This is a genomic window from Chitinophaga sedimenti (assembly GCF_023156195.1).
GTDB classification, from domain to species: domain Bacteria; phylum Bacteroidota; class Bacteroidia; order Chitinophagales; family Chitinophagaceae; genus Chitinophaga; species Chitinophaga sedimenti.
This window is the reverse complement of the sequence record NZ_JAKUKA010000001.1, coordinates 2,407,885-2,428,927: the sequence shown is the minus strand read 5'-3', so window position 1 is coordinate 2,428,927 and position 21,043 is coordinate 2,407,885. Positions and strand designations below refer to the sequence as shown.

At 51.3% G+C, this 21,043-nt stretch carries 30 protein-coding genes and 1 pseudogene; 12 read left to right on the top strand and 19 right to left on the bottom strand.

Features of this window, described 5'->3' with window-relative positions; genetic code table 11:
- Positions 1-162 precede the first annotated feature (162 nt).
- The 7 genes and pseudogenes from MKQ70_RS42215 to MKQ70_RS13840 all read right to left on the bottom strand — a co-directional run bounded on the left by MKQ70_RS42215 (position 163) and on the right by MKQ70_RS13840 (position 3,691).
- Complete coding sequence (locus tag MKQ70_RS42215) at positions 163-315, bottom strand: hypothetical protein (protein WP_372490113.1); 153 nt, start codon at positions 313-315, stop codon at positions 163-165.
- A 38-nt stretch (positions 316-353) separates the two neighbouring features.
- Positions 354-1,079 carry a FecR family protein gene (locus MKQ70_RS13865; RefSeq protein WP_248072053.1) on the bottom strand — a complete coding sequence of 242 codons (726 nt, stop codon included), beginning with the start codon at positions 1,077-1,079 and terminating at the stop codon, positions 354-356.
- Positions 1,080-1,139: 60 nt separating this feature from the next.
- The gene (locus MKQ70_RS13860; protein ID WP_308199462.1) at positions 1,140-1,538 is read right to left on the bottom strand and encodes a sigma-70 family RNA polymerase sigma factor; all 399 of its coding nucleotides are present in this window, start codon (positions 1,536-1,538) and stop codon (positions 1,140-1,142) included.
- Entirely contained in the window at positions 1,478-1,699 is a 222-nt protein-coding gene (locus MKQ70_RS13855; protein ID WP_248072052.1) for a hypothetical protein, read from the bottom strand. Before MKQ70_RS13855 ends, MKQ70_RS13860 begins: the two co-directional genes overlap by 61 nt.
- Positions 1,700-1,868: 169 nt before the next feature.
- A pseudogene (locus MKQ70_RS13850) lies at positions 1,869-2,536 on the bottom strand (LytR/AlgR family response regulator transcription factor).
- Positions 2,537-2,576: 40 nt separating this feature from the next.
- Positions 2,577-3,140, bottom strand: a complete 564-nt coding sequence (locus tag MKQ70_RS13845; RefSeq protein WP_372490112.1) for a sensor histidine kinase — start codon at positions 3,138-3,140, stop codon at positions 2,577-2,579.
- A gap of 44 nt (positions 3,141-3,184) precedes the next feature.
- On the bottom strand, positions 3,185-3,691 hold the full coding sequence (locus MKQ70_RS13840; RefSeq protein ID WP_248072050.1) for a hypothetical protein: 507 nt from the start codon (positions 3,689-3,691) through the stop codon (positions 3,185-3,187).
- Positions 3,692-3,919: 228 nt separating this feature from the next.
- On the opposite strand from MKQ70_RS13840, the gene MKQ70_RS13835 reads away from it, so the two are divergent.
- The 6 genes from MKQ70_RS13835 to MKQ70_RS13810 all read left to right on the top strand — a co-directional run bounded on the left by MKQ70_RS13835 (position 3,920) and on the right by MKQ70_RS13810 (position 9,153).
- Positions 3,920-4,960 carry a TonB-dependent receptor gene (locus MKQ70_RS13835; RefSeq protein ID WP_248072047.1) on the top strand — a complete coding sequence of 347 codons (1,041 nt, stop codon included), beginning with the start codon at positions 3,920-3,922 and terminating at the stop codon, positions 4,958-4,960.
- A 2-nt stretch (positions 4,961-4,962) separates the two neighbouring features.
- Positions 4,963-6,351 carry an outer membrane beta-barrel family protein gene (locus MKQ70_RS13830; RefSeq protein ID WP_308199460.1) on the top strand — a complete coding sequence of 463 codons (1,389 nt, stop codon included), beginning with the start codon at positions 4,963-4,965 and terminating at the stop codon, positions 6,349-6,351.
- Positions 6,352-6,416: 65 nt separating this feature from the next.
- Complete coding sequence (locus MKQ70_RS13825; RefSeq protein ID WP_248072046.1) at positions 6,417-6,944, top strand: ankyrin repeat domain-containing protein; 528 nt, start codon at positions 6,417-6,419, stop codon at positions 6,942-6,944.
- Positions 6,944-7,096: an ankyrin repeat domain-containing protein gene (locus tag MKQ70_RS13820; RefSeq protein ID WP_248072044.1), complete on the top strand. Its 153-nt coding sequence runs from the start codon at positions 6,944-6,946 to the stop codon at positions 7,094-7,096. Before MKQ70_RS13825 ends, MKQ70_RS13820 begins: the two co-directional genes overlap by 1 nt.
- A gap of 92 nt (positions 7,097-7,188) precedes the next feature.
- Complete coding sequence (locus MKQ70_RS13815; RefSeq protein WP_248072042.1) at positions 7,189-8,385, top strand: thioredoxin family protein; 1,197 nt, start codon at positions 7,189-7,191, stop codon at positions 8,383-8,385.
- Between the two features lie 360 nt (positions 8,386-8,745).
- Positions 8,746-9,153 (top strand): RNA recognition motif domain-containing protein, encoded by a 408-nt coding sequence (locus MKQ70_RS13810; RefSeq protein ID WP_248072040.1) that lies wholly within the window; start codon positions 8,746-8,748, stop codon positions 9,151-9,153.
- 64 nt (positions 9,154-9,217) lie between these two features.
- On the opposite strand, the gene MKQ70_RS13805 is transcribed toward MKQ70_RS13810, so the two are convergent.
- The 9 genes from MKQ70_RS13805 to MKQ70_RS13770 all read right to left on the bottom strand — a co-directional run bounded on the left by MKQ70_RS13805 (position 9,218) and on the right by MKQ70_RS13770 (position 16,204).
- Entirely contained in the window at positions 9,218-10,330 is a 1,113-nt protein-coding gene (locus tag MKQ70_RS13805) for a GMC oxidoreductase (RefSeq protein ID WP_308199023.1), read from the bottom strand.
- A gap of 4 nt (positions 10,331-10,334) precedes the next feature.
- On the bottom strand, positions 10,335-10,922 hold the full coding sequence (locus MKQ70_RS41225) for an FAD-dependent oxidoreductase (RefSeq protein WP_308199022.1): 588 nt from the start codon (positions 10,920-10,922) through the stop codon (positions 10,335-10,337).
- Positions 10,907-11,341 (bottom strand): gluconate 2-dehydrogenase subunit 3 family protein, encoded by a 435-nt coding sequence (locus MKQ70_RS13800; protein WP_282457297.1) that lies wholly within the window; start codon positions 11,339-11,341, stop codon positions 10,907-10,909. Before MKQ70_RS13800 ends, MKQ70_RS41225 begins: the two co-directional genes overlap by 16 nt.
- Before the next feature lie 316 nt (positions 11,342-11,657).
- Positions 11,658-14,003 carry a TlpA family protein disulfide reductase gene (locus MKQ70_RS13795; RefSeq protein WP_248072038.1) on the bottom strand — a complete coding sequence of 782 codons (2,346 nt, stop codon included), beginning with the start codon at positions 14,001-14,003 and terminating at the stop codon, positions 11,658-11,660.
- A 168-nt stretch (positions 14,004-14,171) separates the two neighbouring features.
- Positions 14,172-15,095, bottom strand: coding sequence for an excinuclease ABC subunit UvrA (locus MKQ70_RS13790; protein ID WP_248072036.1), 924 nt, complete (start codon positions 15,093-15,095; stop codon positions 14,172-14,174).
- Positions 15,089-15,268, bottom strand: coding sequence for a hypothetical protein (locus MKQ70_RS13785; protein WP_248072034.1), 180 nt, complete (start codon positions 15,266-15,268; stop codon positions 15,089-15,091). Before MKQ70_RS13785 ends, MKQ70_RS13790 begins: the two co-directional genes overlap by 7 nt.
- A 23-nt stretch (positions 15,269-15,291) precedes the next feature.
- Entirely contained in the window at positions 15,292-15,681 is a 390-nt protein-coding gene (locus tag MKQ70_RS13780) for a P-loop NTPase family protein (RefSeq protein WP_248072032.1), read from the bottom strand.
- A complete protein-coding gene (locus tag MKQ70_RS13775) occupies positions 15,675-15,863 on the bottom strand; it encodes a hypothetical protein (protein WP_248072030.1) in 189 nt (62 codons plus the stop codon). The genes MKQ70_RS13780 and MKQ70_RS13775 overlap by 7 nt, the downstream gene beginning before the upstream one ends.
- Complete coding sequence (locus MKQ70_RS13770; RefSeq protein WP_248072029.1) at positions 15,857-16,204, bottom strand: excinuclease ABC subunit UvrA; 348 nt, start codon at positions 16,202-16,204, stop codon at positions 15,857-15,859. Before MKQ70_RS13770 ends, MKQ70_RS13775 begins: the two co-directional genes overlap by 7 nt.
- A 135-nt stretch (positions 16,205-16,339) precedes the next feature.
- Between MKQ70_RS13770 and MKQ70_RS38415 the strand changes: the two genes are divergently transcribed.
- The 4 genes from MKQ70_RS38415 (at position 16,340) to MKQ70_RS13755 (ending at position 18,771) form a co-directional block, all read left to right on the top strand.
- The gene (locus MKQ70_RS38415; RefSeq protein ID WP_282456473.1) at positions 16,340-16,474 is read left to right on the top strand and encodes a hypothetical protein; all 135 of its coding nucleotides are present in this window, start codon (positions 16,340-16,342) and stop codon (positions 16,472-16,474) included.
- A gap of 351 nt (positions 16,475-16,825) precedes the next feature.
- Positions 16,826-17,608, top strand: coding sequence for a YwqG family protein (locus tag MKQ70_RS13765; protein WP_248072027.1), 783 nt, complete (start codon positions 16,826-16,828; stop codon positions 17,606-17,608).
- 57 nt (positions 17,609-17,665) lie between these two features.
- Positions 17,666-18,652: an epoxide hydrolase family protein gene (locus MKQ70_RS13760; RefSeq protein WP_248072023.1), complete on the top strand. Its 987-nt coding sequence runs from the start codon at positions 17,666-17,668 to the stop codon at positions 18,650-18,652.
- A complete protein-coding gene (locus MKQ70_RS13755; protein WP_248072022.1) occupies positions 18,622-18,771 on the top strand; it encodes an alpha/beta fold hydrolase in 150 nt (49 codons plus the stop codon). Before MKQ70_RS13760 ends, MKQ70_RS13755 begins: the two co-directional genes overlap by 31 nt.
- A gap of 71 nt (positions 18,772-18,842) precedes the next feature.
- Here MKQ70_RS13755 and MKQ70_RS38410 read toward each other — a convergent pair whose 3' ends face one another.
- Complete coding sequence (locus MKQ70_RS38410; RefSeq protein ID WP_308199020.1) at positions 18,843-19,196, bottom strand: FMN-dependent NADH-azoreductase; 354 nt, start codon at positions 19,194-19,196, stop codon at positions 18,843-18,845.
- Between the two features lie 29 nt (positions 19,197-19,225).
- Complete coding sequence (locus MKQ70_RS38405; protein WP_282456472.1) at positions 19,226-19,426, bottom strand: NAD(P)H-dependent oxidoreductase; 201 nt, start codon at positions 19,424-19,426, stop codon at positions 19,226-19,228.
- A gap of 226 nt (positions 19,427-19,652) precedes the next feature.
- Here MKQ70_RS38405 and MKQ70_RS13745 point away from each other — a divergent pair, with 226 nt between their 5' ends.
- Positions 19,653-20,033 carry a winged helix-turn-helix transcriptional regulator gene (locus MKQ70_RS13745; RefSeq protein ID WP_248072021.1) on the top strand — a complete coding sequence of 127 codons (381 nt, stop codon included), beginning with the start codon at positions 19,653-19,655 and terminating at the stop codon, positions 20,031-20,033.
- Positions 20,034-20,172: 139 nt separating this feature from the next.
- Here the strand turns inward: MKQ70_RS13745 and MKQ70_RS13740 are convergent, their stop codons facing one another.
- Positions 20,173-20,448 (bottom strand): hypothetical protein, encoded by a 276-nt coding sequence (locus MKQ70_RS13740; RefSeq protein WP_248072017.1) that lies wholly within the window; start codon positions 20,446-20,448, stop codon positions 20,173-20,175.
- Positions 20,449-20,532: 84 nt separating this feature from the next.
- Here MKQ70_RS13740 and MKQ70_RS13735 point away from each other — a divergent pair, with 84 nt between their 5' ends.
- Positions 20,533-20,982, top strand: a complete 450-nt coding sequence (locus MKQ70_RS13735) for a hypothetical protein (RefSeq protein ID WP_248072016.1) — start codon at positions 20,533-20,535, stop codon at positions 20,980-20,982.
- Positions 20,983-21,043 lie beyond the last annotated feature (61 nt).

Here is a 21,043-nt window from a genome sequence, read left to right as displayed (position 1 = left end):
ACGAGGTGTTTCATATGCCTGGTACAGGGCAATAGAGGTTTCGCTCCACTTTTTACAGTCAGAGTTCGATGCATGTTTTGAAACAGTTAAGTTTTTTTGTGGAAAAAGTGTTCTAGTTAAATGGCCATTTGGGGCCTTCCCATTTTTATGTTGCTTAGTTGATTAATAACCACATCCTTTACCCGTGAGCTGGTATACGCTGTCCTGCCGCTGCACTGCGCCATTCGCAAGTTGTGCGAGTACCTGCAGTACCTGTTCGGCAGGTTCGCCGGTGAAGTCGGCAGAAATCGTGCAGTCCGACAGGGCGCTGCCCAGTTGTATTTTTATGCCATACCAGCGCTCTACGGCCGCTACTACCTGCGATAGTTTTTACCGGTAAATACAAGCCTTCGTTCTTTCCACCGGAGGCTTGCCGCCGCTGCTACATGCTCATGAAAAGCGATCCGCTGTCCGTCTGCAGCATACACCGCCTGCTGGTCCGGTCCTACTACGGTACCGGGTTGTTTGTTGTCGTTAACGGCCTGCAGGCTTACCTTTCCGCTGATCACGGTTACTTCTGTTAGCCGTTGTTCGGGGTAGGCCGTAATATTAAAGGCGGTACCCAATACTTTTGTACACACGTTACCAGTAATCACTTCAAAGGGGCGTTTACTGTCCGCCGTTACTTCTACATACGCTTCGCCCGCTATCTGTATTTGCCTGTTGTCTTGTCCGAAATGTTCTGGGTATTGGAGGCGGCTGCCAGCATTGAGCCACACGATCGATCCGTCTTCCAGTTTTACCTGCTTTACCTGCCCGGCGCCGGTTTTTAATTCACGCATGGCCAGTACCGGTTTCGGGGCCGGGTGCCAGAAAAGCGAAGCCATGGTGCAAAGCACTGCTGTTAAACCCGCTGCTGCCCATATCAGGTTGCGGCGCTGTCTGTGCCAAGCAATGTTGCGCTGCACGGTGTCGTACACCTTGTCGCTGTCAAACGCCCCGCTGTCCGGCGCGCCTTTACGGGCGGCCTGGTCGAAATAGCGGCCTAATAGTTCTTCCAGCCGTTGCTCTTCTTTTGCTGTGCGTTGTTTGCGTTTCATCGGTGATATACATTAAGATGCAGGGAATAAGGGAATCCCCCAAAAGGAGCGAAAAAAAAATTAGAGGAGGAAAAAGAGTACGTCGCCAAGGGAGGACTTAAGGCGTTTAAGTGCAATTGTGACCTGGTTTTCAACAGTTTTAGTGGAGATTTTCAGCTGGCTGGCTATTTCTTTATGGGATAGCTCTTCTTCCCGGCTCATCATAAAAATAGTGCGGCATTTGGGCGGAAGCTGGCTCACTTCGTGGTCGATCTGCCGGCGAAGGTCCTTTTGCATGACCTCATCTGCCGCGCCGCTGGTTTCCACGAGTTGCGCCAGCTCTTCCATATCCACGTTTACTTTCCCGCTGCGGATCACCATCAGTACATTGTTACGCACCGCGGCGTACAAATATGGCTTTAACTGGCGGATGTCCAGTTGCGCGCGTTTGATCCAAAGGTTGGTAAACAGTTCCCGGATAATGTCTTCGCAGGCCTCGCGGTGTTTGAGTACGGCAAAGGCAGCGTGAAAGAGGGGGCGGCGTATTGTTGGTACACGTAGGAAAAGGCCGTGGTGTCACCCTGCCGCAGCAAGGTCACCAGCTCTTCCTCTGTATAACGTGCAATTACCTTGGTATTCATAAACTTACTGTCCGGGCGTGGTTGACAGGCCTCGCTGAATTAACCGTGTAAAAGTATTCGAACGGCCTGTTTCAGGTGGTTAAATTAGGATTAATTTATCGTTATGCAAAACGGGGCACGATTAGCATATTCAAGGATGGCAACGTTGGGTAAGCCGCGGAATTGAAAGCTAGGAAAACCTGATCTTGTCCCATAATTTATTAGCCACCACTTTTTCGATGACCTGCTCGCGGTAATTGCGGCTCATTGGCACGCGATGCCCGCCAATATGAATATCGCTCCCCTCGATGCTGTCAATCTTGCCAATGGCGGCGATAAACGACTTATGAACCCGGATAAATGCCTGTCTATCGAGGTTTTGCTCCAGGTTTTTAAATATAACAGGGTGATGTATTTGCCCTTCGTCGTGTGGATCGTCACGTAATTCTGCATGCCCTCCACATAAAGAATGTCATCAAAATAAATCTTCTCGTATTTACTGCCGCATTTAATGAAGAAGTGGTCCGAAGCGCCTGCCGGTTTGTTCCGTAGCTGATGATAATCTTTGGCTTTGGCGGCCGATTTCAGGAACCTGTCGAACGTAATGGGCTTCAGTAAATAATCCAGCACATTCAGTTGAAACCCTTCCAGCGCAAAGCTCGGGTAAGCGGTAGTGATAATCACCATCGGTGGATTGGGGGTGATTTTCAGGAAGTCGATGCCGCTCATTTTCGGCATTTGTATATCGAGAAATAGTAAGTCGACGGGTTGCGTATCCAGCAGCTGCATAAGCGCCAGCGGATCGCCACAGGCGCCGGCCAGTTGCAGGAAGCCGGTCTCGCGTACATAGTTGGCCATACCTTCGCGGGCCAGTGGCTCATCGTCCACAATAATGCAACTAAGCATGGTGCAGGTAATTTACGGTGGATGTGGTGACCGCAGCTTCCAACTGCATCGTCAGCGATACATCGAAGCGGTCGGGCGTTTGTGTGATGTTTAATTCGTATTGATCGGGGTAGAGCAGGTCGAGGCGGCGCTTTACATTCCGCAGTCCGATGCCGCCGTAATGGAGCACCTGGCCGGACAGGCCGCCGCCGCTACTATTACTCACCGCGAAATGCAACTGGTCATCTGCTGTATGCAGCCGTATATCAATATGGTTCGGATGGTTCGCATGCCTGGATACATGTTTGAAAGCATTTTCCACGAAGGTCATCAGGATGAAAGGCGCTATCAGCCAAGGATGCGCGGGTGGTTGCATGTCACAGTGTACCGTTACATCTTCATCCTGCCTCAGTTTTTCCAGTTCGATAAAATTGTGAAGGTAGCCGATCTCTTTCTCCAGCAGGATCTGTTTGTCATTGCACTCATACAACTGGTAGCGCAGCATCTCCGAAAACTTTGCCAGCGAGGCGGAGGCCATGTGCGGGTTTTTATGGATCAAAAAGAAAATAGAATTGATGGTGTTAAATAAGAAATGCGGGTTCGACTGATAACGGAGAAATTTTAGTTCCGTTTCCAGTTTTTCCTTTTCCAGCAGCTGTTGCCTGCGTTGGGTTTGCAGCCATTTTTTCCCAGTTTGATGCTCATGGCCAATGTCATAATAGCGATCGTGGAGGAAAGTGGGCCACCGCTGACCAGGTGCAGGAAGTTTTCATTTTCCTTACCATAGGCGTCGGCAATGGTTTGCCCGTTTAAGTAAGCGCTGAGGTAATATCCGGGTGTAATACAAAGCGCTGTTATGGCAATGGTAATCGCCAGCAAAGTGAAGTACAGTGTGATTTTTCCTTTTTCCAGGAAACGGGGAATAAGATAGTACAGGTTAAAGCTGGCGGCCAGTCCCTGCAACACCATATAAAACAAGAACTTCAGCGCAAAAGGCGTGGTAAATATTGCTTTGGCGGCTTCGTAAGGATGTCCCCATGCAATTACCCACCAGGTGTAATTGTACAGGAACCAGAAGGGAATGTGGTACAGTTTGTACCGGATCAGCCAATTACCGGATGCTTTCATGTAGCGGGGCTTTCGTGCATCCTGAAGGTACGCAAAATCGGGACTAACCGGTAGTGCTGGTATATGAAAGGACGCTATAAATTGACAACCCGCATTTTTAACATGAAAAGGCTGTGCGGCAGGCGTAAAAGCCGTTTGTTTGTCGTTGAGCAATTATTTTCGGGCATTGGTCACACAACCTGCGAATTGTAGTGGCAGGCCGTTTCCTTTGCCCGTAAATACCTCGCCATGAAACTGCTTTTCCTCGTTTGTTTATGCTGCTCGTTTTCTCCGGCTTTCCCGCAGGTACGTGGCCGTGTAATTTCTCTTTCGGGAGAAGCGCTGCCTGCCGCCAATGTATTATTATACCGCGCTACGGATTCGGGCCTTATCAAAGCCGCTGTTACCGATACTGCCGGCCGTTTTCACCTCCCGGCTTTCGCAGGCCGCTACCTGCTGCAGTGCAGTTTTACCGGCTTTCAAACCTGGCATTCGCCGATGTTTGAGCTGCGCGATACGCTGGATATGGGCGATGTGATACTACAGTCCGCCACCTTGCTGGACGAAGTACAGGTAAGCGCCGCCAAACCCCTTTTTCGCCAGGAGCCTGGCGGATTGGTGGTGAATGTGCAAAGCAGCGTACTTACAAAGGGCAGCACCTTGCTGGAAGTCCTGGAGCGGATGCCTGGCATACTGGTCGACTGGCGCACCAACGCCGTTACGCTAAACAGCCAGGGCGTAATGGTGATGATTAACGGTAAACTGCAGCGCATGGCGCCGGCACAGCTGCTCGCTTATCTAAACAGTCTGCGGGCCGATGATGTGGCGCAGATAGAATTGCTGGACGCGCCGCCCGCAGGTTACGACGCAGAGGGAACGGGCGGGTTGATCAACATCGTACTTAAGAAGAATAAAACGCCCGGTCTCAGTGGTAACCTGGGACTGACAGCCGGTTACGGAAAAGGAGAGAAGGCCTCGGCCAATGCGGGCATATCGTACAGCAAAGATAAATATGACCTGTACGCAAATTATACTTACAACCGCAATCACGATTACTATCGCATGACTGTTAACGGATACCATGCTCCCCGATGCTGGCGGCGGATACTTACAACGATTTCCGGAGCAACGGCCAGCCCTTGTATCAAGACCATACCCTCACGCTGGGCGCTGATATCCGGCCGAACGATAAGTGGTCGGCCGGCGGCAGCCTGCAACTCAGTCAGAACCAGTCGAACACCCGCATTCGCAGTCGTGGTGAATACATCCTTCCGCCGGACTCGCTGTTAATAGTGACTACGGCTGCGAATAACCTTAACCGCTGGCGCAACGGGGTACTTTCTACTTACCTCGACCGCACCTTCGCCGGTGGTGGCCAGTTGGGGCTCAGCGCCGACTACCTGCGTTACCGTCAATACAATCCGTCGCGCATGAGTAATGCTTACTTCGGCCGCAACGATCAGCCGGCAGTCATCCGGGACGATAGTCTGCAGGCGCCGGAGCATCGCGGTGAGGGCGCTACGATTATCCAGCTCGGGGTGCTGACGCTGAAATACACGCGCCCATTACCTGGGCAATTAAAGCTGGAAGCCGGGATAAAAGGTACCTATAGCAGCAGCGACAGTCGTTCGGCGCTGTACAGCCTTGTGGATGGTGAGTGGGCCAATCGGGCGGTATCTTCCCGGTACAGTATGCGCGAAGGGATCGGGGCAGTATGGATTTCCATGGCGGCGACCATCAACCCGAAAACAAGTTTGACTTTTGGTGGCCGGTACGAATATGTAGGTGGCCGCATACGCAGCGCCGATGGAAAGGAGCCGCCGGTGGCGCGTAACCAGGGCAACTTTTTTCCCAATATTGCTTTTACCCGGCAGGTGAATGATAAAACCGACTGGTTGCTGAGTTATACGCAGCGCATCAGCCGTCCTTCTTATAACGACCTGTCATCTTACCTCAGTTACAACGACCCGGTATCCGTATTTTCCGGTAATCCGCGACTGCGTAACACGATCAGCCACCTGTTGAAATTCGGGTATAACTATAATGGCTACGCGTTTAGTGCATTGACGAATTATACGCGCAGGCCCATTGTGTATTCGCAGGCGGTGTATGGGCCGGATAAAACGCTGGCATATTTTACGCCGCAGAACCTGGCCTATGAAGGTTATGCAGCTTTGCAGGCGGTGCTGCCGTTTAAGCCCCGGTCATGGTGGAACATGAATTACACCCTTTGGGGTGGCGTGAAGCAATTACGGATCACGTTTACAGAAATGCCTGTCACCAAAACTTACCCAATGTTGACGCTCAATTTTTCAGAGGTATTTATATTGCCGGCCGGCTTTAGTGCGGAGCTTTCCGGCTGGTATACGTCCCGCCATTACTACGGTACCATTGAAGTTCGTGGCCGGGGACTTATGAACGCCGGTCTCAGGAAGGATCTGGGCAGCAACCACGGGAGTTTTAACCTCATTGTAACGGATGTTTTTCGCCAGAACCGCAATAACAGCCTGTTCGGTAAACTAACACGCGAGGCGTACGGGCTGGATAATGATATTTTCATTTACCCGGAACATACGCAGGCGACGCTTGCGAAACTGACCTACACCCGCAGCTTCGGGGGCGCACAAAAGAAGCCGAGAGAGGCTGCCGGGGATGAGCGTGGCCGGGTGCGGCAACAGTGATGTGCTCAGGGGCCGGCCGTACATAGTTCGCCACGTAGTATGAAAAGAAGCAGTAACTTAGGTTGATGAATACATTCCTGAAAGCCGTTAAAGCGCATGATGTTGTTACGGTTGCCGCTTTACTGGACAAGTCGCCTGCATTGCTGCACAGTACCGGAAAAGACGGTCGCAATGCTTTGCATTTCCTGTGCGGCGCCAAAACCACGGCTTCAGATGCGGGCCTGCAATTATTACAGTTGTTACTGCAAAAAGGAATGGACATTAACAGTATTCATAACATCCCGGACGAGCGTTGTAATTTTCCGGCTACGCCGTTGTGGTATGCTTATACCCGTGGCCGCAACAAAACTCTGTATACCTGGCTCCTCGAACATGGCGCCACACCTGATCACTGCATGTTCGCCATCGCCTGGAACGATGATATGGAAGCCGCTGCCCTGTTTCATAAACATGGCGCACCGCTCGAAGATCCGCATGGGTTTGAAACGCCTTTTACCTCCGCCTATCGCTGGAAACGTTTTGCAGTAGCGGAATGGTTCCTGCAACATGGCGCCAACGTGAACAGGGCCGATGTATCGGCGATACGGTATTAATGACGGCCATCAAACGACGGTATGCACCCGAACAGGTGCAGTTGTTACTACGACACGGCGCTGATATTCATCATCAAAATGAAGCAAAAGAAACACCCCTCACCTGGGCCCGCGCTAACGGACGTAAAAGCCTGCTGGCCATTCTTCAATAAAAACTCCGTACCGCCGGGGAATTTCGTATATTCAGTATGTCGTTAGCCAGTACACCTTAACCCAACATCTTTTACTTTAAACCACCACTACGATGAAGACACGTCTGTTAGCCATGCTATTGCTGATCAATGGCGCCGTTTTCGCCCAAGAAAAGGGGATGCAGTTTACGCATGCCGCCAGCTGGGAGGAAGTAAAGGCAAAGGCCAAAGCCGAAAACAAATTCATTTTTGTAGATGCCTTTACCACCTGGTGCGGCCCCTGCAAAATCATGAGTAAAGATATTTTTCCCCTGGAAACGGTGGGCGGGTTTTACAACGCCAATTACATAAATGTAAAGGTGCAGATGGACCAGACCAAGGACGACAACGACCTGGTAAAGGGCTGGTACGAGGATGCAAAGAAACTGGGCGCCGACTACAACGTTCGCGCTTATCCTACCTATCTTTTCTTTAGTCCTGATGGGGAAATTGTGCACCGCGCGGTGGGTTCGTCTCCCGCAGAAGTGTTTATAGAAAAAGGAAAAGCTGCTATCGACCCTGCCCAGCATTACTATACGCAGCTGAAGCGTTTTCACGCGGGGGATAGGGATACGGCCTTCCTGTTAAGACTTGCCAAATCTGCATTGGGCAGCTATGATAGTAAAAATGCCTCTGAAGTAGTTGGCGCCTACCTGAAAACGCAGCCCGATCTGTTGAACAAGCCGACTTTGCAGTTGCTGATCAGTGCTACTTCCAGTCCGGCCGACCCCGGTTTTAAGATATTACGGGAGCAGGGCGCGGTGGTAGACAGCATCCTGGGCCGTCCACAGAGCGCGGCGCTGGTAAAACAAATCGTGACCTCTAAGGTGTTGCAACCGGCGCTGTATCCCGAAGGCGTCAAAGAGCCGCAATGGGACAAGGCCGCCGCGGCGCTGAAGACCGACTATGCTGATATTGCCGGGGAGCTGTTGTCGTCGTCCCGGATGTTTTATGCCCTGCAACAGAAGGACTGGCCGGCCTTTCGTGATGCTACGAATCAGCATCTGGCGAAGTACCGCTCGAGCGTCAGGGAGTTCGACCTGAACGAATTTGCCTGGAGTGTATTCCAGCACTGCGACGATAAAGCCTGCCTGGAAGCGGCGTTGGCCTGGTCTAAAGAGTCGTTGAAGCCGGTGCGGCAGCCGCAGTTCCCGGACACTTACGCCAACCTGCTGTATAAGATGGGTAAAAAGGCGGAGGCAATTAAAATACAGGAGGAGGCGGCGAAAGCCGATGGCGGGCCCGAGTACCGGTTACGCTTGAAAAGATGAAGAAAGGGGAGAAGACCTGGTAGGTACCGGGGACAAAACATACTAAATGCCTGGCAGTCAGGCGGCCCCGTTGCCGCCCGCCGCCGGGCATTTCTTGTTAAAATAATCCCGGATAGGAAAAAATGCCTGAAAAACCGGGAAAAAGCTACCTTTGGTTACAAAAAGTAGTTGAGTTCATAGCAATTCGTCATAAGGGCCGGTTTACTAGCTAGTTAATCCCACCTTCCGTTATCGCTTAATCTCAGTATTTTTATCCCGTTTTTGAATAATAAGTCAAAGAAATACATCGTTACGTAATCCGGACCGGATATTTCCAAGGCCAACCGTTCAGCTGTTTATAACACTTAAAAAATTTGACGAATGAATATTTATGTTGAAAACCTTGATTTTAGCGTAGATACTGTAGATCTCACCATGCACTTTGCGCAGTACGGATTGGTGACCGAGGTAAAACTGGTTACTGATAAATTCTCCGGCCGCAGCAAAGGTTTTGCTTTTATTGAAATGCCGAATGACGAAGAAGCGGTGGAAGCCATCAATGCGTCTCAGGGTTTCGATATGAATGGTAAGGCCATGGTGGTAAGCGAGGCCAAACCCCGGCTCCAAGACGTGATAATCGCGGCGGCGGCGGATTTAACCGCGGTGGTGGCGGCGGATTTAACCGTGGCGGCGGCGGCGGTGGCTTCAATCGCGGCGGTGGCGGCGGTGGTGGTTACAACCGTGGCGGTGACGGTGGTGGCGGTGGCTACAATCGCTGGTAATAACTAAAAGATACCAAATAGATATAATTGAAAACGGAGCGTTGCCATGCAGCGCTCCGTTTTTTTATCAATTACAATTCCCCCTTCTTCAGTAATTCCATGGCATAACTGCAGGCCCCGGCTGTTAAGGCCATATAGGTGAGCGAGGGATTCACTGAGCCCGAAGAAGTCATGCAGCTACCATCAGTTACAAATACATTTTTAACCGCGTGCAACTGATTGTGACCATTTAGTACGGAGGTTTGCGGATCATGGCCCATACGTGCCGTGCCCATTTCGTGCACTGCTGATCCGCCGGGATCTAAATGGTCGTAAGTGCGTATGTTTTTGAAGCCGGTTACCTCCAGTATTTCCTGCACACTATGGAGTATGTCTTTCCGCATCTGCATTTCGTTTAACCCATACTCAAAATTGATATTCACCAGGGGCAGTCCCCACTGGTCGGTTTTTTCGTGCTGTAAGGTGATGCGGTTGTGTGCATAGGGTAATGTTTCGCCCCAGCCGCCCAGCCATATCTGCCAGGGGCCGGGCTTTAATAACTGCGTTTTGAAGCGGGCGCCAAATCCCGGTATGTTTGCCATCTGTTCCCGCCATCCTGCACGTTCACCATGGCCCTGTAGCCCATAGCCCCGCACATATTTCGGATGGGCCGGTTGTCCCGGGAGGTTGCGGAAACGCGGTATATAAATACCGGCTGGCCGGCGCCCATAATAATATTTGTCTTTAAAACCGCCGAAAGTAGCTGATGCGCCTGTGCCTGTAAAATGATCCATCAAGTTACGGCCCAGCTGACCGCTATCGTTTCCCATGCCGTCGGGAAAGCGTTTGCTGACGGATTGCAGGAGAATAGCCGCAGTGTTAATCGTCGAAGCGTTCAGGAATATCACTTTTGCGTGGTAATCGGTACGTTTTTTCGTGTGTGCATCAATTACACGTACGCCGGCGGCCCGTTGCGCAGCATCGTCGTATAATACTTCCTGCACAATGGTATCTGTGAGCAGGGTCAGGTTACCGGTGGCCCGGGCCGCCGGCAATGTGGCGGCATTGCTGCTGAAATACCCGCCATACGGGCAGCCGCGGCTACACAGGTTCCGATATTGACATGGTCCGCGGCCGTTCCAGCCTTTTGTAAGGTTTGCTACCCTCGCAATGGTGGCAATTCGGTCGGTGTAGTGCCTGCGCAACTGTTCACTGAAGTGTTGTTCCGTGGCAATTCATTTCCATCGGTGGCAGAAATATACTATCCGGCAAATGAGGCAGTTGTTCGGGTGCGCCGCTGATCCCAATATACGTTTCCACGTAATCGTACCATGGTGCAAGGTCTCTGTACCTGATGGGCCAGTCTACCCCAATGCCCTCGCGGATATTTGCTTCAAAATCAAGATCACTCATGCGGTAACACTGCCGGCCCCAGGTGAGCGACCGACCGCCTACCTGGTAACCGCGTATCCAGTTAAAGGGGTGCTGGCTTTCGTATGGATGATCTTTTTCGTTTACAAAGAATTGCATCGTGGATTCGTCGGAAATAAAGCGGTGGGCATGGTTAATGGCTTTGTTTGCACGGGTGAGCTGCAACCGGTGTTTAAAGTCCCATGTGTGCATGCCCGCGGTGGTGTAATCTTTCACATGCTCTACATTTTTCCCGCGTTCGAGCACGAGGGTTTTTAAACCCTGTTCGCACAGTTCCCGCGCGGCCCAACCGCCGCTGATGCCTGAGCCGACAACAATAGCATCGTAAGTATTGAATGTGTTCATGATCGTTAATTGATCGCCCATGAATGTTGGTCGGGCGCCAGTATGGTGCATGGGTCATAATGTCCGGGAATATACAAATAGGCAAGCGCCTGTGTAGCGCCGGCTTCAGAAGTGCAGTACCCCTCCACGGTATATTCCTTCAACAAATAAAAGAACGGTTTACCCGCCAGGCGGTCCCTGATACGGGCCAGCAAGCCTTTAGCGTGACTGGCGTCCTGCGCATAATCTCTCAATAGTTGCTCCTGCTGGTGGGCAGTGCAATGTTCGTACGCTTTCCCAAACTGTGACCAGCTGTCTTTCTGCACGTCTTTCAGGCCGTTGATGAAGCGTTGTTGATTCTTCTCATTACAACAATCTTCCATGATGAGCAGGATGTAATCTGCTACGCCGGCATCGGTAGCTCCCGGGAGATCGGTGCGGGGAATAATCGTTTCTGCCAGCGCGGAGATGAGGGGTTTGTTGACGTGCAGGTAAGCGATGTCTGGCTGTATGTAACGTTCCGACCACTTATAACCGCCAAAAGGGCTAGCAGGCCGGCGCCGGAAAATGTCATCCGCGCAATTACATTCCTTCTGGTCATGTGGCGGGGTTTAATGATTGCTTACGATTTAATCAGGGTTTCAAGGGTGTAGCGTAAATAGAATGTGTTGAGCAAGCGAGTTATTGTAAATTTAACACTATTCGGGGAATTTGTACTTATTAAAAAAAAAAGAAAGCCGCTCCATGGTTGGAAGCGGCTTGTATGCAAGGGCTCGTTTATATTTCTTTCTTGTTCTGCAGTTTCGTTTTATCGCCTGCCTCTTTGGGCTTCACGTTCAGGAAGTCTTTTACCACCCGCTGCCAGTCGGTGCCATATGACAGCTCCAGCATCACGCCCTCCGGACTGATCAAGTATTTGGAAGGATAGCCTCTTACCTCGTAATTCTTTTCCACCACGTTGTCGGACATCACGGCTGTAAACTGATATTGCTTTTCCTTCATGAAACTGATTACAGCGTCGGGCTGGTCGTGGCAGGCAATGGATAAGAATGCGACATCGCTGCGGTGCTTAATCTCCTGGGAGAATTTGTTAAGCTCCGGCAGTTCCTGTCGGCAGGGAGCACACCAGGTGCCCCAGAAGTCCAGCAGCAACCATTTGCCTTTATAATCGCCCAGCGCGTAAGTGGCGTCGCCATTAGGTGTCTTTAACGTAAACGCGGGTACGCTTTTCCAGCTTTTCATGACTACCTGGTGTAAGAAGTCGTAGAAGTCTTTTTCAGGAAGATGTTTATTAAACGATTGCTGTACCTCACCAAGCATCGTAGGATCGGTATACAATTGGTCGGAGAGTATTTTCATTGCTTCCACCGTATTGCCGTTTTTCAGCAATGCATCGGCAAACTCGCTACGGTAGCTTTCTTTTGAATTTAATAACACACGATCGTAGAAGGAGTCGTATGCTTTTTCTGTGTTGGTTTTGGGTGAATAAAGCGCCGCTTTGGCCAGGTATTTCATCTTTTCCTGGTCGCCCGTAACCGATTCACTTTTCAGTTTATAAGCATAGGCCAACATGTTTTGATCCGCGAAGCGTTGCTTGTCGGCCGTGTCGAGCGCGCGTTTTTCCATGCGGGTGATTTCACGATCGAGCAGTTGCGAGGCTTCCTGCCGCATGCCGGTTTCCTGCATTTGTTTGTACAGAAGCAGTGCGTAGCGATGCGGGTTGCCGGTTGTTTTTTTGCTGCCGAATTTTTCCAGTTGTGAAGCGTTTTTGGCCAGCAGGGCTTTGTCGTTCGGATGCTGTTTCGCTTCATTCCACAAGTACAACGGGTATATTTCGTCGCGGATCACATCGTTCTTATCCTTTTCGAGCAGGGCGATGAGTTTTTGTGCCGAAGCGCGGCTGTTGCGCGCCTGGTACAAAAATTTAGCGATTTCCGGTTCAGATACGCCGTGTTCTTTCCAGGAAGCGATAGCGCCCAGGGTATCTAACATCGGCGTAAAGTTTTGTGCAAAAGATTGCTGTATCCATTCGCGGTAACTGCGTTTGTCCTTGCTCATATATTTAATCACGTCGTACGTGCCTTCCGGATCAGTGTCTTTTAGCTCCTGCGCTTTATTGAACAGGTGGGTGTTGGTGAGCGCGTCGTTCGGGATCAGGCGCAAAGCGGCATTGTAACGCGCGTATTTGTCTTTCATGTTCGACGACTGCAGCAGAGTGATTTTGGCCACCTGGTATCCAGTATTTTTGCCGATCGCCGGGTCATATTCCCCTATGTACTTCTCCAGCAACGCCGCATCTACTTCGGGGCCGGTGCGCAGTGCCGTACTAAAAGATCCGCCCTTCACGGATGCATCCACAAGCATTTCATCCACACGGGCGATAGCGCCTTTGGGTGCGGGTATCAGCGCGATCGTGGCGGTTTGGGCAAACGTTCCAACACTGGTATTGGAAGCATCCATCCTGAACTCTCCCGAAACCGGCATGCCGGTGCTGAGTTGCAGTTTTAAAAGGGCCGTTGCATTAGGCGTGTTTTTCGCCCTGGTTTTTAATTGGATAGTATGTTCATCTTTGGCTACAACCTCCACCGTGGTGCTGTCGGCGGTGGTCATGGTGCCGCTCATTTCCTGCAATGGTCGTGGTAGCCGCGGAAACGTGATGAAGATATATTGCCCGAGGATAGACTGGGCCGATTTTATCAGACTTTCTGCATGGTTCGGAATGATCTGCCACCTGGCCATTGCCTCCCGCATGATCTTGTCGATCTCTGCCTGCTCCGGAGCATGGCTGATGCTCAACCGGAAGTCGAACGGTTTTTGAAGGATGGCCAGCTGCTGTACGTCTTTGGTCGAGTTGATGGGCAGCCACTCGTTTACCGAAGTATTAATTTTACTCCAGTTTTCGCGCTGGTATTCAAGTAAGGTAAGGTTCAGCAGCAGGCTCGTATCCGTAGCGGCTTTCACCTGTATGCGCCAGATGCCGGAATGAGTGATTTTTTCCTGGAAGTCCAGCGTTTCGGTCATTTTGTAGTACAGATCGTTACCTGCCTTCGCAACGAATTGCTGCGCACGGACAGTCGTACATCCTGCTAAAGAGAAGAATAGAAGAAGGGCATTTTTAGACATTGGCGTCGGATTAACTTTGGCGAAAGCTAAAGTTATTTTCCAGGAAAAGCGAGGGTTTCGGTTATCTTGCTGAAAATATATCTTGTATGCCGTTGGTGACAAATAAGGAAAAAGCCCTGTGGTTCCCACAGAAGTGGCGACTGGCGCAGAAATAAAGAAAAATCCGGCTTAACGGCCGGATTTTTTATGATGGAGAAATTGATGTAAATATGGCGCGGTTTTGCTCTCCTTATGTTTTGCTATTTCTTCCGGCCGCCCCTGTGCAATTACCTTTCCGCCCTTTTCACCTGCGCCGGGACCAATATCCATGACCCAGTCGGCGCCGGCTACCACGCGCATATTATGTTCCACCACGATCACCGTATTGCCGGCTTCCACGAGGCCATTGAGCTGTGCGATCAATTTATCCGTATCAGAAGGATGCAGACCCGTTGTGGGTTCATCCAGCACATATAACGTGTTGCCCCGGCCTACACGCTGCAGTTCTGTCGCCAGTTTAATACGTTGCGCTTCGCCGCCGGAAAGCTCTGTGGCGGGCTGTCCCAGGCGCAGGTAACCGAGGCCCACCTCGTGCAATACGGTCAGCGAGCGGTGTACGGCCGTGTCGTCCGCGAAAAACGCCATAGCGGTATCCACATTCATGCCCAATACTTCCGCGATGTTTTTGCCTTTATAAGTGACTTCAAGCGTTTTATCATTATACCGTTTTCCGCCACAAGTAGGACAGGGGCTGTATACGCTCGGCAGGAACAACAGTTCTACCATCACGAAGCCTTCGCCTTCGCAATGCGGGCAGCGGCCCTTCGCCACGTTAAACGAAAAGCGGCCGGCGTCGTATTTACGTTGCCTGGCGACCGGCGTTTCCGCAAATAACTTACGGACATGATCGAATAGCCCCGTATAAGTAGCGAGATTCGAACGCGGCGTTCTGCCAATCGGTTTCTGATCTACCTGCACCAGCCTTTTAATCGTATTCATGCCGGAGGCTATACGTCCGCCTGTCGTGGTGGGACGTTTTTCCATCAGGTCGGCCTGTTCATCGTCTGTTGCTATGGTTTGTCCCAGTTGTGCAGATACCAGTTCTATCAACACCGGCTTACCAGGCTTGATTTACCGGAACCGGACACGCCCGTTACCGCTGTAAATACGCCGAGCGGAAACTGCACGTCCAGCTGATGCAGGTTGTTCCGGCTCACGCCTTCCAACTTCAGCCAGCCCGAAGGCTCGCGTTGTGCGGAAGCTGGAAGCAACTGTTCGCGAAACAAGTATTTGCGGGTAATCGAATCTTTTACTTTTGTGAGACCCCGGGAGGACCGCTATACAGGATCTCACCGCCCTTTTCGCCGGCATTCGGCCCTACGTCAACGATCCAGTCGGCATGACGTACCACATCGAGGTCGTGTTCCACGACGAACAAAGAGTTGCCGGCTGCTTTAAGCCCATCCAGTGCTTCAAGCAGCGCCTGCGTGTCGGCGGGATGCAGGCCGGCAGAGGGTTCGTCCAGCACATATACCACGCCAAACAAATTGGAGCGCACCTGTGTGGCGAGTCGAAGGCGCTGCAGTTCACCCGGCGAAAGCGTAGGCGTACTGCGTTCGGGTGATAAATAACCGAGACCGAGTTTTAATAATACGTTGATGCGGGCGGCCACGTCTTCCCCGATGCGTTGCGCTACCATGGCCTTTTCGGGGTGCGTAGGATCTTTTTGATGTCTCCCTTTGCAAAAGGAAGAATCAACTCGTATATCTGCGCGAGCGGCAGGGCGGATATTTCAGCGATATCGTATCCTGCAAACTTCACGGACAGCGATTCGCGCTTCAGGCGTTTGCCGTTACATACCGGGCAATCGCTGCTCAACATATATTGCTGCGCCCTTTTTTCATCAACGGACTTTGCGTATTGGCGAAAGTGTGCATGATGTGCCGGCGCGCGCTGGTAAAGGTACCCATGTAACTGGGTGCTTCCTTGCGTTTAATAGCACGTTGCACTTCTTCATGCGTGTAGCCCGGATATACGGGCACCGAAGGCTGATCTTCCGTAAACAGAATCCATTCGCGTTCCTTTTTCGGCAACTGTTTCCAGGGACGGTCCACATCATAGCCCATGGTGATGAGGATGTCGCGGAGGTTTTGTCCGTGCCATGCGGTGGGCCATGCGGCAACGGCGCGTTCGCGTATCGTAAGACTATCATCCGGCACCATGCTTTTTCGGTCACATCGTAGATGCGGCCGAGTCCATGGCAGCGGGGACAGGCGCCTTCGGGCGTATTGGGCGAAAAAGCTTCCGCATAGATGATGGATTGTCCTTTCGGGTAGTCGCCTGCTCTTGAATATAACATGCGCAACAGGTTGGAGAGCGTGGTCACACTGCCGACAGACGAGCGGGTGGTCGGTGCGCCCCTTTGTTGTTGCAGGGCTACGGCCGGTGGAAGTCCGTCTATTTCATCCACTTCGGGCACGGCCATCTGGTGAAACAGGCGGCGGGCGTAGGGTGAAACAGATTCCAGGTACCTGCGCTGAGCTTCGGCGTAAAGGGTGCCGAAGGCCAGTGAAGATTTGCCGGAACCCGACACGCCCGTAAACACTACCAGCGCATCGCGGGGAATCGACAGGTCTACATTCTTAAGATTGTGTTCCCGGGCGCCTTTCACCTGCACATACCCGGGCTTTTGTGGTTGTTGCATGCGGAGCGCCCACAAAGATTATGCCCCGGCGGGAGGGAAGAAGAAATGGCAGACTGCTGCGGGTATTTTTAGTAAATTGAATGTCAAATTAATGATCCATGGTATTGTTTAACCGCTTGAAAAAGCAACCCCTTTAGAAATGACTACGTTGGATGATGGACTGGTAGTGCCGGCACAGTTGGCCGCTTATTGGTCGCACGTAAAAGCTGCTGGCCTTCCCTCGCTCGTTATCAGTACGCAACCCGGGGTGGCAGCCCTGGATGGAAACAAGTTCGGGCATGTTCCCGTCCTGCCTCAAGGTTACGACTATCCCAGAGATGATGCCGGCGAATATTTGTTCCCGCTGGCACAGTTTAATTTCGCGCAAATGCCTGCATTGCCGGGCTTTCCGGGCGAAGGACTGTTACAGTTTTACATTTCTATGGATAACGACCTGGACCATTTTGATGAAGAACCGACCGCGCCATCTATTAAAGTACTGTATTTCGAACCGAAAGAAATGGCCACATCGGTGTGGTCACCGGAGCATTTGTTTACAGATGCATCGCGCCCTATAAAAACGCCACAGCTATTGTCGTTCACGCTACAAACCGATTATATGGGCATCGGCGATTCGCTGACTAACCCCCATCACTTTGACGCGGAGGCTTTTGCTGCACATCATCCTGCTGAAAAAGCGCAGTTGTTGGAATTTATCCACGAAAACCTGGTACGGAGCGGCCATAAACTGGGTGGCTACGCGTCTTTCATGAGTGAAGACCCACGTTGTCACGAACCGTTGCTCGAAGGTTATGTGCCGCTGCTGCAAATACGCGTGGATAAAGAGGATGGCGACGAGGGTATGCATCGTTTCTTCATCCATCCACAGCAACTGGCGGCCCGCGATTTCTCAAAAGTGGTATACTATCCTGATACCTGGTGAGGCATAAAGTTTGTAAAGGTTTCCGTACCCAATTTGTTTAACCTTTAAAACGGAACCATGTACCAGGTAACGCCTTTCAGGATAGATGTCCCTCAAAGCGACATAGATGATCTTACACATCGATTAAAAAATACACGCTGGACGGATGAACCCCGCGCCGCCGGGTGGAACTATGGCACCAATCCGCAATACCTCCGCGAATTATCGCAATACTGGCTCGAAAGCTACGACTGGCGTGCTCATGAGGCTATCCTTAACACATTTCCGCAGTATCATGCAGATATAGAAGGCGTAAAGATTCATTTCGTACACGTAACTACCGGCGATAAGCCGCTGTTGCTGAGCCACGGCTGGCCCGACAGCTTCTATCGTTTTTATAAAGTGATTCCCCTGCTGGCCGAGGCTGGTTTCGATGTGATCGTGCCATCGCTGCCAGGATTCGGTTTTTCGGATAAAATAGCGCTGAATGATGAAGAGACTGCTGATATCTGGATAAAACTGATGAGCGCACTTGGTTACCAATCGTTTTTCGCAGCAGGGGGCGATATGGGGACGGGCGTCACCAAAGCGTTGGCAAATATGTACCCAAATGCTGTACGCGCTATTTTCCTGACGGATGTGGGTTATCCCAGCGGACAGGAGGATCCGGGTGAATACTCGCCTTCCGAACAACAGTTTATGAAGTTTATCCAGGAGTGGATACAGAAGGAGGGTGCTTACATGATGGAGCATTCCACCAAACCTCAGACGCTGGGGTATGCGCTCAATGATTCGCCCGTGGGACTTGCATCGTGGATCATCGAGAAGTTTTATACGTGGAGTGATTGCCGTGGCAATATCGAAAACTGTTTTTCGAAAGACGAGCTGCTTACCAATATCATGATTTACTGGGTGACGCAAACGATCAACTCGTCGATCCGCTCTTACATGGTGCGGGCGCAGGCGGGCATGTCGCAGTCAATGCGGCGGGTGTCCACCCCCACAGCAGTGGCGGTATTCCCCGGCGAAGCCCGGTGCCGCGCGAATTCGCGCAGCGGATGGTGAATGTGCAGCGCTATACCGTGATGCCGAAAGGCGGCCATTTTGCGGCGCTGGAAGAACCGGATTTATGGGCGCGGGAGGTATGTGCGTTTTTCGACGATTACGAGCAATTCAGGCTTTAAGCGGGCTTCCATCAGCCCATGGATAATATTCAGCCGCCGTTGTGCAACTCACTTCGGCGGCTGTTCTCTTATCAACCTATGTAGATGCTGCTAATTGCGTTCTCCAATGCAGTTTCCTGCAAGCCCGGAATAGCGGTTCCTTCTACCCGTACGACACTCACATCCGTAAGCCCGATAAAGGCAAGTACCGCTTTAAGATAAGGAACGGCAAAATCGAACGCTGTATAAGGCTCTTCGGATAGCACGCCGCCGGAAGCCAGTGCGATGTAGGCCTTTTTATTTTGCACCAGTCCGACAGGCCCATCTGTTCCGTACCGGAATGTAATACCCGAGCGAATAATATGGTCCAGCCAGGCCTTTAACGCAGAAGGGATATTGAAATTCCAGACAGGGGTGCAGATAACGAGGATGTCGGCCGCCAGCACCGCTGCCGCTGCTTCGTCGGAGTGGCGGCTCAGGTCGTGATGCTCACTGGTGCGGGCTTCTTCCGGCGTGAAAAAGAATTTAACTGTGCCGCGCTCAGGTGCGGATAATGCTGTTCCGACAAGTCAATGGTTTGCACAGTACTGCCCGGATGGGCGGCCAGTAACTGGTCAACGATGGCTTGTCCGAGCTGGTTGCTGTACGATGCCGCGCCGCGCGGGGCTGAAAACAATCTGTAATATCCGTTTCATTTTTTTGTTTTTAGTTTGATGCAAACGGCATCCCTTCCCAAAGTGCTTACCTTTAGGTTAGCGGCCGCATTGGCCGTTAAGTAGTAAATTTGCGGTGGAGATACGCCGGTTGTAAATAACACAACAAAACTATCGACAACAGTCGGTCAAAACATCAAACTAAACCAAAGGTTAGTGCTAACCTTCCGGTAAGTTAAAATATGCAGCATGCAAAGTGAATTAGCAAGAAAAATAAGAGTAGACAGCCAGGAGTGCGTTAACAGCCTTTCTGCTATCGATGATGCGTTGTACGTGATCGGTGGCAAGTGGAAGTTGCGCATCATTGCCTCGCTGAGCGATGCGCCGTTACGGTTTAACGAGTTGCAGCGCAGGGTGCGCGGGATTTCAGCAAGGGTGTTGTCGAACGAATTGAAGGAGCTGGAGCTGAATGGCTTTGTGAAGCGCCGTACATTGCAGACGAAACCAGCGGTAGTTGAATATGAGTTAACGCCGTACAGTGATACCTTATCCGACGTTTTCCTCGCGTTGAATGCATGGGGTACGATGCATCGTAAGCGGATCAGGCAATACCAATTTACTCCTTCGTGAATGAAGGGGTAATAACATGAATGCAGACGATCGGGTGAACGTGATGCCTATCAAATCATCACTGCCGGTAAGCAGCGGATAAGATCTCTGCGATCAGGCACCAACATGCGTATAGCCCGTTCGGCCATTATACCTTTCTTTATGAAATCTCTCCGCCCTTAAATTGCGCCGGCAAGGCCCTTATCTCATTCCAGATCTGTAATACAATATAAAGTCCTTCTTCCGATAACGCCTGTTTATCGTACTCCGGTTCATGCGCTTCGTTAACAACAATCGGGAACTGGTCGGGTATCTGACCTGAAAAATTTTTGTTAGCTACTATATAGTACACAACGCCATTCGCTGCTTTTTCTACTTGTAAGTCCGCCATTACCAGGTTGCCATGTAAGTTGACGGTAATCTGCCGGGTCATCATAAGATGTGGTTTATGTATACCATATCAATAAATAAGCCAGCGCCCATGGAATGGTATTTGTTTCTATGAAAGAAAATCATTCTTATGAAAGGAGCCGCTATGGCAGGCGGAGTGATAGGCGCCTGCGTGCTTACAGCACTACATGAATTAACACGCAATGTCGCGCATAAAGCTCCGCGACTTGATCTTCTCGGTATGCAGGCGTTGGCAAAGGGTCTGTCGAAAACACCACTTAAATCCGTCGGCGACGATAATTTACACGATGTTACACTGGCCGGCGATATCATCAGTAACGGTATGTACTTCAGCCTCGCGGCTGCGGGGAGTAAAAAGAACCTGTTCCTGCGAGCGGGTCTGCTGGGCGCGGCCGCGGGTGTTGCTGCTGTCTGTGTGCCGCAACATACTGCCCTCAACAGCAAACATACCAGTCGCACGCTTACCACAAAAGCGCTTACCGTAGGCTTATATATGGCGGGCAGTCTTGCCGCCGCGGCAGCTATCCGGCTGTTGGAGCGTGTTTCTGACCGTAAATAATCGTTATTAACACTAGCAATTGAGCAGGAGCGTGGGTGGCCGCGCTCCTGTCGTATTATTT

Excerpts from the sequence above, each read along its gene's own strand:
- MKQ70_RS13855 (WP_248072052.1), bottom strand. The coding sequence starts at position 1,699 with ATGAATACCAAGGTAATTGCACGTTATACAGAGGAAGAGCTGGTGACC.
- MKQ70_RS13820 (WP_248072044.1), top strand. The coding sequence starts at position 6,944 with ATGACGGCCATCAAACGACGGTATGCACCCGAACAGGTGCAGTTGTTA.
- MKQ70_RS13745 (WP_248072021.1), top strand. The coding sequence starts at position 19,653 with ATGCAAAGTGAATTAGCAAGAAAAATAAGAGTAGACAGCCAGGAGTGC.
- MKQ70_RS13810 (WP_248072040.1), top strand. The coding sequence starts at position 8,746 with ATGAATATTTATGTTGAAAACCTTGATTTTAGCGTAGATACTGTAGAT.
- MKQ70_RS38415 (WP_282456473.1), top strand. The coding sequence starts at position 16,340 with ATGCGCAACAGGTTGGAGAGCGTGGTCACACTGCCGACAGACGAGCGG.
- MKQ70_RS13765 (WP_248072027.1), top strand. The coding sequence starts at position 16,826 with ATGACTACGTTGGATGATGGACTGGTAGTGCCGGCACAGTTGGCCGCT.
- MKQ70_RS13775 (WP_248072030.1), bottom strand. The coding sequence starts at position 15,863 with ATGTTGAGCAGCGATTGCCCGGTATGTAACGGCAAACGCCTGAAGCGC.
- MKQ70_RS13770 (WP_248072029.1), bottom strand. The coding sequence starts at position 16,204 with ATGGTGCCGGATGATAGTCTTACGATACGCGAACGCGCCGTTGCCGCA.
- MKQ70_RS13735 (WP_248072016.1), top strand. The coding sequence starts at position 20,533 with ATGAAAGGAGCCGCTATGGCAGGCGGAGTGATAGGCGCCTGCGTGCTT.
- MKQ70_RS13780 (WP_248072032.1), bottom strand. The coding sequence starts at position 15,681 with ATGGTAGCGCAACGCATCGGGGAAGACGTGGCCGCCCGCATCAACGTA.
- MKQ70_RS13865 (WP_248072053.1), bottom strand. The coding sequence starts at position 1,079 with ATGAAACGCAAACAACGCACAGCAAAAGAAGAGCAACGGCTGGAAGAA.
- MKQ70_RS13740 (WP_248072017.1), bottom strand. The coding sequence starts at position 20,448 with ATGATGACCCGGCAGATTACCGTCAACTTACATGGCAACCTGGTAATG.
- MKQ70_RS13815 (WP_248072042.1), top strand. The coding sequence starts at position 7,189 with ATGAAGACACGTCTGTTAGCCATGCTATTGCTGATCAATGGCGCCGTT.
- MKQ70_RS13760 (WP_248072023.1), top strand. The coding sequence starts at position 17,666 with ATGTACCAGGTAACGCCTTTCAGGATAGATGTCCCTCAAAGCGACATA.
- MKQ70_RS13795 (WP_248072038.1), bottom strand. The coding sequence starts at position 14,003 with ATGTCTAAAAATGCCCTTCTTCTATTCTTCTCTTTAGCAGGATGTACG.
- MKQ70_RS13825 (WP_248072046.1), top strand. The coding sequence starts at position 6,417 with ATGAATACATTCCTGAAAGCCGTTAAAGCGCATGATGTTGTTACGGTT.
- MKQ70_RS41225 (WP_308199022.1), bottom strand. The coding sequence starts at position 10,922 with ATGGGCGATCAATTAACGATCATGAACACATTCAATACTTACGATGCT.
- MKQ70_RS13840 (WP_248072050.1), bottom strand. The coding sequence starts at position 3,691 with ATGAAAGCATCCGGTAATTGGCTGATCCGGTACAAACTGTACCACATT.
- MKQ70_RS13835 (WP_248072047.1), top strand. The coding sequence starts at position 3,920 with ATGAAACTGCTTTTCCTCGTTTGTTTATGCTGCTCGTTTTCTCCGGCT.